Genomic DNA, 13977 nt, shown 5'->3' with positions numbered 1-13977 from the left:
GTGCGTTGCATGGGACCAGAGTAAGCGCTAAAGCGCCAACTCTGTTCGACAGCTAAAGCGCTAACTCCGATCGACAGGAGACAGTCATGGCAAGGAAGATCACGTTTTCTCAGGCGATCAACGAAGCGCTGAGCCAGGAGATGGCGCGCGACGAAACCGTCATCGTGATGGGCGAGGACAACGCGGGTGGCGCCGGGTCCCCAGGTGAACAGGATGCGTGGGGCGGTGTGCTCGGCGTGACGAAAGGACTCTTTCACAAGTATCCGGGGCGCGTGCTCGACACGCCGTTGTCCGAAGGCGGCTTCATCGGCGCCGCGGTCGGCGCGGCCGCATGCGGCATGCGGCCGGTCGCCGAGCTGATGTTCATCGATTTCATGGGCGTGTGCTTCGACCAGATCTTCAATCAGGCCGCGAAGTTTCGCTATATGTTCGGCGGCAAGGCGCTGACGCCAGTCGTGATCCGCACGATGCAGGGCGCTGGCCTGCGCGCGGCCGCGCAGCACTCGCAGATGCTGACGTCGATGTTCACCCATATCCCCGGCCTGAAAGTGGTGTGCCCGTCGACGCCGTACGACGCGAAGGGCCTGTTGATCCAGGCGATTCGCGACAACGACCCGGTCATCTTCTGCGAGCACAAGCTGCTGTATGGCCGCGAGGGCGACGTGCCGGAAGAGTCGTATGCGATTCCGTTCGGCGAAGCGAACGTGGTGCGCGAAGGCGACGACGCGACCATCGTCACCTATGGCCGGATGGTTCACCACGCGACGGATGCCGCCGAAAAGCTCGCGAAAGAGGGCATCCAGGTCGAGGTGATCGATTTGCGCACGACCTCCCCGCTCGACGAGGAAACGATCCTGGAAAGCGCCGAGCGCACCGGGCGTGTCGTCGTGGTCGACGAGGCGAATCCGCGCTGCTCGATCGCGACCGATATCGCCGCGCTGGTCGCGCAGCGCGCGTTCCATTCGCTGAAGGCGCCGATCGAACTCGTGACCGCGCCGCATACGCCCACGCCTTTCGCAGGCGTGCTCGAAGATCTGTATATCCCGTCGGCCGAGAACATCGCCGTGGCCGTGCGGAAAGTAAGGAGCTGAGCAATGCCGATTCACATGATCACGATGCCCAAGTGGGGGCTGTCGATGGAGCAGGGACAGGTCAACGGCTGGCTGAAGGAGGTCGGCGAAAAAGTCGCGAAGGGCGACGAGATACTCGATGTCGAGACCGACAAGATTTCGTCGGGCGTCGAGTGCGCTTTCGACGGCACGCTGCGCAGGCAGATCGCGCAGCAGGGCGACACGCTGCCGATCGGCGCGCTGCTCGGCGTCGTCGCCGACGAAGCGAGCTCCGAGGCCGACATCGATGCGGCGGTCGAGGCGTTCCAGCGCGACTTCGTGCCGGCCACCGCGGACACGGCGGAGGCCGGACCGCAGCCGCAAAAGGCGCAGATCGGCGGGCGCACCGTGCGTTACCTGAAGATCGGCGACGGCGGCACGCCCGCGGTGCTGATCCATGGTTTCGGCGGCGATCTGAACAACTGGCTCTTCAATCACATGGATCTCGCCGCGCATCGCGCCGTGTGGGCGCTCGATCTGCCGGGGCATGGCGAGTCGGGCAAGGCGGTCGACACGGGCAGCCTCGACGAACTGGCCGACAGCGTAATCGCGTTTCTCGACGACCGGGGCATCGAGCGCGCGCATCTCGTCGGCCATTCGATGGGCGGCGCCGTGTCGATGACGCTCGCCGCGAAGGCGCCCGAACGCGTCGCCTCGCTGGCATTGATCGCGGGCGCGGGGCTCGGCGACGAGATCAATCGCGAGTACATCGAAGGATTCGTCGAGGGCAGCAGCCGCAACGCGCTGAAGCCGCATCTGGTGAAGCTTTTTGCCGACGGATCGCTGGTCACGCGGCAACTGATCGAAGACATCGTCAAGTACAAGCGGCTCGAAGGCGTGAACGACGCGCTGCGCAAGATTGCCGCGTCCGCGTTCGAAGGCGGGGTGCAAAGCCGCGTCTATCGCGAGCGGCTCGACACGCTCGCGCCGCGCACGCTGGTGATCTGGGGGGCGCAGGACCAGATCATTCCTGCCGCGCACGCGCAGGGGCTGCCCGCTCAGGTGCGTGTGCACGTGATCGACGGCAAAGGACACATGGTGCAGATGGAGGCTGCATCGGAGGTGAACCGCCTGCTCAACGAGTTCTTCGGATAACCGCGATGGACGCCGCTCCTCATACCGACAGCCTCACGGCGCTTGGCCAGCATGGCAAGCGCAACCGCGACAAGCTCGCCCGCATTCCGGTGAAGATCGTGCCGGCGGACCATTCGACCGTATTGCCGAAGCCGCCCTGGCTGCACGCGCGGCCGATGATGAGCGAAACCGTCGCGGGCATGGCGGCGGTGCTGCGCGAGCACAGCTTGCATTCGGTCTGCGAGGAGGCGATGTGTCCGAACATCGGCGAGTGTTTCGCGCAGCGCACGGCGACATTCATGATCATGGGAGGGATCTGCACGCGGCGCTGTGCGTTCTGCGACGTCGCGCACGGACGGCCGCAAGCGCTCGACGACGACGAGCCCGCGCGGCTTGCCGACGCCGTCGCGGCGCTCGGGCTGCGTTACGTCGTGATTACATCGGTGGACCGCGACGATCTGCGCGACGGCGGCGCCGCGCACTTCGCGCGTTGTATTGCGCTCGTGCGCGAGCGCGTGCCGGGCATTCGCGTGGAAATCCTGACGCCGGATTTTCGCGGGCGAATCGACCGCGCGCTCGATGCTCTGTCCGTGGCGTGGCCAGACGTTTTTAATCACAACATCGAGACGGTGCCGTCGCTGTACCGGGCGGCGCGGGCAGGCGCGGACTACCTCGGCTCGCTCGAACTGCTATCGCGCGCGAAACGCCAGAACGCGGCGGTGTTGACCAAATCCGGCCTGATGGCCGGGCTCGGCGAGACCGACAGCGAACTGCTCGCGACGATGCGCGATCTGCGTGCCCACGACGTCGACGTGCTGACGATCGGCCAGTATCTCGCGCCGTCGCGGTTTCACATGGCGGTGCGGCGATACGTGCCGCCCACGACGTTCGACATGCTACGCGACGAAGGTTTGAAGATGGGGTTCATGGAAGTGGTGTCGGGGCCGCTCGTGCGTTCGTCGTATCACGCGGATCGGATCGCGGGAAAGCTCTGAATGCATGTGCGCCGGACCTTTGGCGGCGCAATCCGACGAATACCTCCCCGTAACCTCGGCTTTTCGAACGATTGACCGCCGGGGAAGTACTCGACAATTCGTAGGTATGCGAGGCGAGTCCCGGCGCGGGGCCCGCCTCCCGAACGACGAAACGGTATTCGTCACCACGTGCACTTTGTCGAGGCAGGCATGTCAAGCAACATTACGATCACGGACGAACTCGTCGCTGAAATCGCAAACCGGTTGGCCGAAGAAGGCGAGAAGGTGTCTCCGGTAGCCATCTGGTCCGAAGTCCATACAGGCTCGGTGGTCGCGGTGGCAGCGGCCTTGCGCAAGTGGCGTGAAACGCGCGCCCCGCGGGTGCCGCAGGTCGTCGAACGTCCGGCTTTGCCGGAAACCGTGACCGACACCATGCGCGATGCGCTCGCCCGGCTGTGGAGCTCAGCGCAGGATGAAGCGGAACGCGCGGTGGCGCGACGCCTCGCCGCGATGCGCCAGCGTGTCGAGGACGCCAGCAACGAGCGCGACGACGCGCTCGCCGAGCTGCAAACCACCGTCCAGGAACTCGATGCGCTGCAAGTCGAACTGGATAAGATGACGAGCGCCTACGACGAGAAAGTCGACGCAGTAGCCGGGCTCGAAGAGGACATTGCGCTCGCCGTGCATCGGACCGACGCGGCGGAGAAGCGCGCGCAGGAACTTGCCGAGCGCGTTTCGCTCCTCGAAGCGGAACTGCAGAGCGTGGAACTGGCCGCGGAGCGCCGACCGGTTTCGCACGAGGAGACCGACGCCGCGGGCGAGGGCGAGGTGGCGGACGAGTCGGCTGGGTCAGTCGTCGAAACGCCGGCCGACGAAACGGAGCGTGCGGCGCTGGAAGCGGCGCATTCCGAAGCGGTCGCTCGTCTTCAAAGCGAACTCGAAGCGATTCGCGCGGAGCTGCAGGCCGAGCAGGAAGCGCACGCGGCCCGCCGGGAAGAGGTCGCGGGCGCGCAGGCTGAACGGAATGCCGCCGCACTTGAATTGCAGAATGTCCAGACGCAGATCGCCAGCCTGACCGATGAGCGTGACGCGGGCACCTCCGAAATCGCGAGACTGTCGGCCAGCTTGTCGGAGGCGCAGGAGCGTGCCGACGCGGAGCAGCAGCGCGCGGCCGAACTGGCCGAAAGCGCGGTGGCGAGCGAGAACGTCGCGGGCCTGGAGTCGGCGTCGCCGGTGACTGCCGACTCTGAGCAGCTCGAGGCATTGAAGGCGCAGATGACGCGCGACGCGGACGCGCATGCCGCCGCAATTGCCGAAGCGCGGGAGACCGTCAGGAAATGGTCCGACTACTCGAACGCACTGAAGCAGCAACTGGCTCAGGCGAATGAAAAAATGGTGGTCGTCCTTGCCCGCGGCGCGGGCGAAGCGACATTGAGCCGCCGGCTTGCCGCTGAACTGGCCCAGCTCAAGCCGGAGCATGAATTGCTGCGCAAGGAGATTCAGCAGCAGGTGCTCGTCGAAACGATCAGCGCTCAACTCGAGAAACAAGGCTACCGCTACGACGAGAAGACGGGTGCGGTGTCGAAGCTGAACACCGAAACCTCGCCAGCGTGACGGGATCGTCGATGGGATGGCGCGCGTCGCGAGCATGGCGACGCGCAATGGGCGCGTAGGGAGGGCTCGCACTACGGGATCGATGATTACCTTGAAGTACCTTTGCATGGCGTTTTGACGCCGGTCCGATAGTCAGCGTGCGGCACGGCCAGGCGTAGAATTGCGGGCGCGGCGGCGAGTCCATTCGTCGCCGGACCGGAGAGCGATGGCTGATGGAAATCAAGTGGATCGAAGACTTCATCGCGCTCGCCCGCTATCAGAGCTTTTCCCGGGCGGCGGAGTTTCGCAACGTCACGCAGTCGGGTTTCAGCAGACGGATCCAGTCGCTCGAACAATGGGTCGGCGCCGATCTCGTCGATCGCAGCGGCTTTCCGCCGACCCTGACCCCGGCGGGGCAACTGTTTCGTGACGCGGCCGAAGACATCCTCGACAAGCTGTTCGACACGCGCGCCATCATTCGCACCGAACAGCGCATCGCCGGCACGAGCCTGCAGATCGCAGCCGGCCACACGATCGCGCTCAACTTCCTGCCCGCGTGGCTGCGCACGCTGTCCAAGCATGTCGGCGAAGTACGCGCGCGCGTGATTCCGGCGAACGTGCACGATTCAATACTGATGCTGGTCAACGGCAACTGCGAGCTGATGTTCGCTTATCACCATCCGCAGCTGCCGTTGCATCTCGATCCGACCAGGTATGAATGCGTGACCGTGGGCGTCGATACTTTCATGCCGGTATGCAGGCCCAGTCAGCGGCTTGCGCACGCCTACCGTCTGCCCGGCGTGATCGAACATCCGATGCCGTTCATCGCCTATACGGAGACGAGCTACTTTGGGCGCTGCTTCGCGTTGCTGATGGAGCAGAGCAAAGCGTCGCCCGCCTTGCATCTTCACTATGAATCCGACATGGCCGAGGTCGTGAAGAAGCTCGTGCTGGAAGGCGAGGGTGTCGCCTGGCTGCCGAAGAGCTCGATCGCCGCCGAACTCGACAGCGGCCAGCTTGTCGCCGCCGGCCGCTCCGAATGGCAACTGGAGCTGGAGTTGCGCGTGTATCGCGACCTCACGAACCGCAGTGAACTGCTCGATACGCTGTGGCGGCATCTGCGGGCCTCGTCGGGGTCAGCCGAATAGCGCCGCTAGGGTTATCCCGCGTTATGCGAAACTTGCATAGCCGTATGCAACACTAGCATTCACGTCCTTTCTGCCGTCTCTAGAATTCCGTCCAGTCACAAATAATCTCAGGACGGAGACACATGAAGAATCGGCTTACCCTCTACATCCTCGCCGGCATGCTGCTCGGCGTGGCCGTCGGTTATGTCTGCCATCGCACGGCGGCCGATGCCGCGCAGGCGAAGGAGATCGCCGGCTACTTTTCCATCGTCACCGATATCTTCCTGCGGCTCGTGAAGATGATCATCGCGCCGCTGGTGTTTGCCACGCTCGTGTCAGGTCTCGCCGGCATGGAAGGCACGAGCGACGTGCGCCGCATCGGTCTTCGCTCGATCGCGTGGTTCCTGTGCGCGTCGCTGTTCTCGCTCGCGCTCGGCCTCGTGCTCGCGAACCTGCTGCAACCGGGCGCGGGCTTGCACATGTCCCAGACGAGCGCTGACGTGGCCACCGGCCTCAACACGTCGAGCCTGAACTTCAAGGACTTCGTCACACACGCGTTCCCCACCAGCATCGTCGATGCGATGGCGCGCAACGATATCCTGCAGATCCTCGTCTTCTCGGTGATGTTCGGCATCGTGCTCAGCGTGATCAAGTCCGACCCGCGCGTCGCGCCGCTGATCGCGGGCGTCGAAGGGCTCGTGCCCACCATGCTGAAACTGACCGACTATGTGATGCGTCTCGCGCCCGTCGGTGTATTCGGCGCGCTGGCATCGGCGATCACGGTGCATGGCCTCGACGTGCTGACGACCTACGGCAAGCTTGTCGCCAGCTTCTATACGGGGCTCGCGCTGCTGTGGGCGGCGCTGATCCTCGCCGGCTACGCGTTTCTCGGCAAGCCGGTCTGGGCCTTGCTCAAGGCGATCCGCGAACCCGCGATGCTGGCGTTCTCCACCGCGAGCAGCGAGGCGGCGTATCCGCGCCTGACGGAGAAGCTGGAGGAATTCGGCGTCGACAAGAAAGTGGTGGGCTTCACGTTGCCGCTCGGCTATGCGTTCAATCTCGACGGCTCGATGATGTATCAGGCCTTCGCCGCGATCTTCATCGCGCAGGCGTTCGGCATCGACATGCCGATCGGCACGCAGATCGTGATGCTGCTCGTGCTGATGGTGAGCAGCAAAGGCATGGCGGGTGTCGCACGCGGCTCGGTGGTGGTCGTCGCGGCCGTGGCGCCGATGTTCCATTTGCCGCCATCGGGCGTCGTGCTGGTGCTCGCGATCGACCAGATTCTCGACATGGGGCGCACGGCGACCAACGTGATCGGCAACAGCATCGCGACGGCAGCCATCGCGAAGTGGGAGGGCCAGCGCGTGACGCGGCAGGAACGCCGCACGGCGATGGCGACGGCTTCGTTCGGCCAGCTCGAAGGCGAGACCAAATGAGCGGCATCGACGCAACGTCTGCCACGAGCGCGCGCAAGTTCGGCGTGGTGGGCGGGCTCGGCCCGCTCGCGAGCGCGGACGTGTTCTTCAAACTGATCAAATCGACGCCGGCCACGCGCGACGCCGAGCACTTCGATGCGATCTTCGAGCAGCAGCCGTTTCGCAGCGCCGCTGCCGACAGCGAGACGTTGACGCAGCGCAAGCTGTACATCTTCGATCTGATCAGCAGCTTCGAGAAGCGCGGCGTGACGACGGTCGTGCTGCCGTGCTTCCTGAGTCACACGTTCATCGACGAACTGAAAGCCAATTCGCCGCTGCAGATCGTCGACATGATCGATGCGGTGCGCAGCCACGTGCGCAGAAGATTTCCCGCGGTGCGCCGCGTGGGCGTGCTCGCGTCGGCGCATACGCGGCGCAGGCGCCTGTTCGAGAAGTACTTCGCGGCGCCCGAGTTCGAAGTGATCCACCCGCGCATCGGCGACGGCATCGATTTCGTCACCGAGGCCGTTTATGGCGAGGATGGCGTGAAGAGCGGCAATCTGCGTGGCCGTCCGGCCGAGTTGCTGCGGGCGGCGTGCGAGGACCTGATCGAACAGGGCGCCAACGTCATCGTGCCGGGGCTCACCGAGATCGCGCTGGTCGCGGACGAACTCGGTGCGTTGCGCGTGCCGCTCGTCGATTCGAACCTGGCTTATGCGCAGTACGTGGTGTCCGGCCAGTACCACACGCCCGAGACGATCTTCAAGGTCGGCGTGGTGGGCGGCGTGGGTCCGGCGGCCACCGTCGATTTCATTCACAAGATCGTGCGCGCGACGCCCGCGCGGCGCGATCAGGACCACATCAAGCTGCTCGTCGAGCAGAACCCGCAGATCCCGGATCGCACGGAGAATCTGATCGGCGACGGACCCGACCCGACCATCTCGCTCTATGCGACCTGCAAGAAACTCGAAACGGGCGGCGCGGATCTGATCGCGATCCCGTGCAATACGGCGCATGCCTTCGTCGAGCGGATACAGCCTTATCTCGGCGTGCCGATCGTCAATATGCTGACGGTGACGGTGCGTTATCTGCGCGAGTCGTTTCCCGCGCTGCGCTCGGTCGGCGTGCTCGCGACTTGCGGCACGCTCGCGAGCGGCGTCTACGAAAAGGCGCTCGAATCGCACGGCTTGCGGCAGGTCGTCCCGGCACCCGCGCTGCAGGCGCGCGTGATGGACGCGATCTACGGCAAGGAAGGCGTGAAGGCCGGATTCACGGCGGGGCAGTGCCAGCAAGACCTTGCCGCGGCGATCGACGGGCTTATCGCCGACGGCGTCGAAGTGATCGTTCTCGGCTGCACGGAACTGCCGCTGCTGATTCGCGAGCCGTATGTGATCGGCGCGAACGGCGCGCGCGTGAGCGTGGTCGATCCGACCGACGTGCTCGCGAAGCAGTGTGTCGCCTGCGCGACAGCGCCGCCTCGATAACCCAACCGCATCACCCAGTCAATGCGACGGACCTGCACACGAGGTGTGCCGGATGACCCCGCTCGCCTGTCGATTTCAGAACCTGAGAGGTAATCATGCTTGCACCGACCGAACGTATCGAACACGACCTTCTCGGCGATCTCGCCGTGCCCGCGACCGCGTACTACGGCGTACACACGCTGCGCGCGCTGCAAAACTTTCCCATCACGGGTATTCCGATCTCCGTGTATCCGAACCTCGTCAACGCGCTGGCGAGCGTGAAAGAAGCCGCCGCGCTCGCGAATTACGATCTCGGCCTATTGAGCGCAGTGAAGATGCAGGCCATCGTGCACGCATGCAGGCAAGTGCGCTCAGGCACCGCGCACGAGCATTTCGTCGTCGACGTGATTCAGGGCGGCGCGGGCACGTCGACCAACATGAACGCGAACGAGGTCATTGCCAATCTCGCGCTCGAACATCTCGGGCAACAGCGCGGCGAATACGCGGTTCTCCATCCGAACGAGGACGTGAATCTCGGCCAGAGCACCAACGACGTCTATCCGACCGCGCTCAAGATCGCCACGTACGCGGGCATCATGCAACTGGTCGACGCGATGGGCGTGTTGCGCGCATCGTTCGAACGCAAGGCGGTGGAATTCGGCAACGACCTGAAGATGGGCCGCACGCAGCTTCAGGACGCCGTACCGATGACGCTCGGCCAGGAGTTCAGCACCTTCGCTGTGATGCTCGGCGAAGACGAAGAGCGGCTGAAGGAAGCGGCCCAGCTCATCTGCGAGATCAATCTCGGCGCGACGGCGATCGGCACCGGCATCAATACACATCCGGAATACGCGCAGCTTGCATGCAGGCACTTGAGCGAAATAACCGGTATCGCGTTGAGCACGTCGCCGAATCTGATCGAAGCGACGCAGGATGTCGGTTCGTTCGTGCAGCTCTCCGGCGTACTGAAGCGCGTCGCCGTAAAACTCTCCAAGACCTGCAACGATCTTCGCCTGCTTTCGAGCGGTCCTCGCGCGGGCCTCGGCGAAATCAACCTGCCGCCGGTGCAGGCGGGTTCGAGCATCATGCCGGGCAAGGTGAATCCGGTGATTCCGGAGGTCGTCAACCAGATCGCGTTCGAAGTCATCGGCAACGATGTGACGGTGAGCTTCGCCGCCGAAGCGGGGCAGCTCCAGCTCAACGCGTTCGAGCCGATCATCGCGCACAGCCTGTTCAAGAGCGTCGCCCATTTACGCGCAGGGTGCCTCACGCTCGCGTCGAAATGCGTCGACGGCATTACCGCGAATCACGAGCGGCTGCGCGCGATCGTCGAGAGCTCGATCGGCATCGTGACCGCGCTGAACCCGTACATCGGCTATACGCACTCGACCGAAGTCGCGAAGGAAGCGCTTGCGTCGGGCAAAAGCGTCGCGCAGATCGTGATCGACAAAGGGCTGTTGAGTCAGGCGCAGCTCGACGAGATCCTTCAACCCGCCATGCTGACGCAACCAAGAAAGATGTCGTCGGCGGCATGAGCGACGAAGGTTGTTCCGGTCACAGGTCGCGTGCATACGCACGCGACTCTTTTAAACGATGGAGGAGAGAAAGATGAACGGCAACACGATCGATCGAAAAGCAAGGCGGCTGTGCGGTTCGGCGGCACTGCTGATCGCGGCACTTGCCGCGGGTACCTGCGCGCAGGCTGCCGACGCGCCATCGCAACAGGCAAGCGCCGTCACGGCAACGCCGCGTGTTCTGGTGCTGGCCACCGGCGGCACGATCTCGGGAACCGCCGATCCCCGTTCGGCGATCGGCTACAACTCGGGCAACGTGAAGGGGCAGGAACTGGTGCGCGGCGTGCCGGGCATCGAGAAGCTCGCGAGCATCAGCGCGGAGCAGATCTCGAACGTCGGCTCGCAGGACATGAACGACAAGATCTGGTTGCAGCTTGCGCGGCGGATCGACGAGGTCTTCGCGCGGAACGAGGCCGACGCCATCGTGATTACGCACGGCACCGATACGATCGAGGAAACGGCGTTCTTCCTGAGCAACGTGCTGCGCTCCGACAAGCCGGTGGTGCTGGTCGGCTCGATGCGACCGGGCGGTTCCGCGAGCGCCGACGGTCCCGGCAATCTGTACGAAGCCGTCGAAGTGGCGGCGAGCCCGCAGTCGCGTGGCCGAGGCGTGATGGTCGTGATGAATGACCAGATTCACGCGCCGCGCTGGATCACCAAGACCAATACCACGGCGGTACAGGCGTTCGCGTCGCCGAATGCCGGCGCGATCGGTTATGTCGATCCGGCGAGCGTGCGCTTCGTGATGCCGGCGGTGCAATCGACGCGCGCTGCGCTGAGCCTGCCCGCGAGTGGGCAATTGCCGCGCGTCGATATCGTCTACGCGCATAGCAACATGGATGGCCGCCAGATCGATCATGCGATCGCCGATGGCGCGAAGGGCATCGTCGTCGCCGGCGAAGGCGATGGTGACATGTCGAAGGAAGCCCTCGCGGCGCTCGACCGCGCGGCGGCAAAAGGCATCGTGGTGGTTCGCTCGACGCGCCTGGTGTCGGGGTTCGTGAACCGCAACGTCGAGGTGGACGACGACAAGCGCGGTTTCGTCGCATCGCTCGATCTGAATCCGCAGAAGGCGCGATTGCTGACGCAATTGCTGGTGGCCAACGGCGTGACCGATCCCGTCAAGGTACAGCAGGCGTTTAGCGGGACGTGGTGACGGGTTGGGGGCGCCGCCGGTCAGGGGCGCTGCCGCTTATAAAGCCGCGCGTAATGCCTCGTCGGCAACGGCAAGACGCAACGCGATGGTCTTCACGAGAAACCGATGCAACTGTTGCGCCGTCGCCGGATCCTGCTGTTCGAGTTCGAGCAGCCGGGAGATCGACAGGCGGTACACGCGCGTCGGTGCCTCGGCAATCACATCCGCGCTGCGCTGTTGCTGCGTGTACACCGCCATTTCCCCCACGACCGTGCCCGGGCCGAACGAGCGCAGACGCGCCGAGCGGCCATCGCCGAGCGGCAGCGAGACCGCGACACGTCCTTGCTCGACGAAATACAGCGCGTCGCCCGGCTCGCGATGACGAAACAGCGCCTGCCCCGAAAGCAGATCCTGCACCTCCAGACACGCGATCAAGCCGTTCAACGCGCCGGCCGTGAAATGCGGCTCGAGCATCGCCCGCAAATCGCCGCCATGCGCGATCGCGAGCGAGTTCGACGCGAGCAGTTTGTCTTCGATCCATTCGAGACCCGCATCGAGCGTATCGAATTCATGGATCTTCAGATTGAGCGTGCCGGTCTTCACGAGCAGATCGCGCGAGCGCGGCGGCAGCGCGGTCAACACGAGGTCCACGCTTCTTGCTGCGCAGAGCTGCCTGAGTTTGACGAAGCTGATGGATACGGATGCATCCATGCCATGCGTCGCCGCAAAGTCGAGCACGACGAAGCGGACCTGCGACGGATTCCCGGCGCCGAATCGCTCGCGAAGGCGCTGCAGAATCGAATTGGCCGTGCCGAAGAACAGAAACCCTTGCAGGCACATTCCGCATACCTGGGGGCCGATTGCGCGCAGAGCCTGGGTGTCTTCGATGCTGCGCTCAACATTCGAGGTCCGCGCGCGCAGGTCGAACTCCATGCGTATGCAGCCGACCCGACCGTAGAGCAGCGTGAACATCACACATGCTGCAACGACGCCCACCCCTACGCCGACGATCACGCCATACGCCGCGATAGTGCCGAGAATCACGGGCACGAGCAGATACTCATACCAGTTGAGCTTGGTCCAGGCGCCCGCGAGCCAATGCACGAGCAAGCGCAGCCCCATGAAGAGCTGAAGGCCGACCAGCACCGGCACCGGAAAGAGCGCCACGATGCCCGGCGAAGTGGCGAGCACGACCACGCACGCGAGCGAGGCGAACACGCCCGCCACCCGGCTCGTCGCGCCCACCCGCGCGTTGAGCATCGAGCGATTGAACGACTGGTAGCCGACCATGCCGCCCAGCAGTCCGCTCGCGAGATTGGCGAGGCCGGCGGCGCGCATTTCGCGATTGAGGTCGACGTCCTCCCCGGTGGCCGCGCCGATCGCCGTTGAATTCATCAGGATCGTCACGGCCGACACCGAGGTCACCACCAGACTCTCGGGAAGATGCGCGCCGACCGCCGACCAGTCGATGCCGCCCCGTCCGAGCCTCGCGGCCAGGTGCAACTCCGGCAGCCCGGATAGGTGCAGCTTGACGCGCGGCAGCAGCAGACCCATGCCGCGCGCGTCGTCGATCGAAACTCCGGCAACCTGCAGCAGAACGTAGAAAAGCACGACGCCGAAGGCCAGCGTGAGCGGCAGCGCGGCAATGTGCTGCCACGTGCGCATCAATACCGTGGCCAGCACGCCGACGACCAGCGCCGGAACCCATGTGAGCCAGTGAAGGTGCGCGAGCAACGCGAGCGTGTGCCACTGCAGCGGCTGGCCCGTCAGCACGCGGAACGCCCCCGCGAGCAGCAGGTAGCCCGTGCCCGCGAGAAATCCGCCGAGCACCGGATAGGGCAGGAACTGCAAGGAGCGGCTGCGCTTCGACGAGCCGATCGCATAGAGCACGATGCCCGTCATGAGCGAACAGAGCGCGATGGCGATCAGCACAGTGAGGATCAGCGTCTGCGGCGAACCGCCGTCCGCGCGCACGCTGCTGGCCACCCCCGCCGCCACGCCGGCGAGAAAGGCGGCGGCGTTGCTGTCGGGGCCGCCAATGTTGACGCGCATCGAACTCGTCAAGGCGATCACGAGCGCCGTGACGACGCAGCTCACGAGCGCGGTGGGCACGCCCAGCATCGCGTAGCGGGCAAGATCGGCGCTAAAGATCATCGTGCCGAGGCTCATCGCATAGCACAGCATGACGAGCGTCGAAACGGCGCCCGCCGCCACGTCGCCTGGCAGACCCGCCAAACGCGAGCGCAGCGGGATCTCGGAGACGGAAACGGTCTTGCCCGGCTTCACGTGGATTCCCGGTCGAATGCAAGGGCGCCGTGAGGCGCGCCAGCCAGTATCCTGCGCGGCTCGAACGGCTGTCAAACGCGATGCAGCGTGCTTATCGGACACCTACACTGATTATTCATCGGCCCCGTACCTGGCGAGCTCCACGCAAAGGCCATGCAGCTCCGGGGCCGTTCACACCGGCGGCCGGCACGCGCGCTATTCGTCTGAGCTTTTGCCCGCGGGGC

At 64.8% G+C, this 13977-nt stretch carries 10 protein-coding genes; 9 read left to right on the top strand and 1 reads right to left on the bottom strand.

Annotated elements, in window-relative coordinates:
- The first annotated feature begins 86 nt into the window (after positions 1 to 86).
- From OKW27_RS02625 to OKW27_RS02585, 9 genes are all read left to right on the top strand, one after another.
- Positions 87 to 1091 (top strand): alpha-ketoacid dehydrogenase subunit beta, encoded by a 1005-nt coding sequence (locus OKW27_RS02625; RefSeq protein ID WP_429332449.1) that lies wholly within the window; start codon positions 87 to 89, stop codon positions 1089 to 1091.
- A gap of 3 nt (positions 1092 to 1094) precedes the next feature.
- A complete protein-coding gene (locus OKW27_RS02620) occupies positions 1095 to 2204 on the top strand; it encodes an acetoin dehydrogenase dihydrolipoyllysine-residue acetyltransferase subunit (protein WP_429332448.1) in 1110 nt (369 codons plus the stop codon).
- A 5-nt stretch (positions 2205 to 2209) separates the two neighbouring features.
- Positions 2210 to 3178, top strand: a complete 969-nt coding sequence (gene lipA / locus OKW27_RS02615; protein ID WP_429332447.1) for a lipoyl synthase — start codon at positions 2210 to 2212, stop codon at positions 3176 to 3178.
- Between the two features lie 189 nt (positions 3179 to 3367).
- Positions 3368 to 4771 (top strand): DNA-binding protein, encoded by a 1404-nt coding sequence (locus tag OKW27_RS02610; RefSeq protein ID WP_429332446.1) that lies wholly within the window; start codon positions 3368 to 3370, stop codon positions 4769 to 4771.
- A 212-nt stretch (positions 4772 to 4983) separates the two neighbouring features.
- Positions 4984 to 5898 carry a LysR substrate-binding domain-containing protein gene (locus tag OKW27_RS02605; RefSeq protein WP_429332445.1) on the top strand — a complete coding sequence of 305 codons (915 nt, stop codon included), beginning with the start codon at positions 4984 to 4986 and terminating at the stop codon, positions 5896 to 5898.
- A gap of 122 nt (positions 5899 to 6020) precedes the next feature.
- The gene (locus OKW27_RS02600; protein ID WP_090811568.1) at positions 6021 to 7316 is read left to right on the top strand and encodes a dicarboxylate/amino acid:cation symporter; all 1296 of its coding nucleotides are present in this window, start codon (positions 6021 to 6023) and stop codon (positions 7314 to 7316) included.
- Positions 7313 to 8779 carry an aspartate/glutamate racemase family protein gene (locus OKW27_RS02595; protein ID WP_429332444.1) on the top strand — a complete coding sequence of 489 codons (1467 nt, stop codon included), beginning with the start codon at positions 7313 to 7315 and terminating at the stop codon, positions 8777 to 8779. Before OKW27_RS02600 ends, OKW27_RS02595 begins: the two co-directional genes overlap by 4 nt.
- A 95-nt stretch (positions 8780 to 8874) precedes the next feature.
- On the top strand, positions 8875 to 10293 hold the full coding sequence (gene aspA, locus OKW27_RS02590) for an aspartate ammonia-lyase (protein WP_429332443.1): 1419 nt from the start codon (positions 8875 to 8877) through the stop codon (positions 10291 to 10293).
- 73 nt (positions 10294 to 10366) lie between these two features.
- Positions 10367 to 11488: an asparaginase gene (locus OKW27_RS02585; protein ID WP_429332442.1), complete on the top strand. Its 1122-nt coding sequence runs from the start codon at positions 10367 to 10369 to the stop codon at positions 11486 to 11488.
- A 36-nt stretch (positions 11489 to 11524) separates the two neighbouring features.
- On the opposite strand, the gene OKW27_RS02580 is transcribed toward OKW27_RS02585, so the two are convergent.
- A complete protein-coding gene (locus tag OKW27_RS02580) occupies positions 11525 to 13753 on the bottom strand; it encodes an SLC26A/SulP transporter family protein (RefSeq protein WP_429332441.1) in 2229 nt (742 codons plus the stop codon).
- Positions 13754 to 13977 lie beyond the last annotated feature (224 nt).

The organism is Paraburkholderia sp. 35.1, assembly GCF_050436525.1.
Lineage (GTDB): Bacteria > Pseudomonadota > Gammaproteobacteria > Burkholderiales > Burkholderiaceae > Paraburkholderia > Paraburkholderia tuberum.
This window is presented reverse-complemented; position numbering and strand designations above follow the sequence as displayed.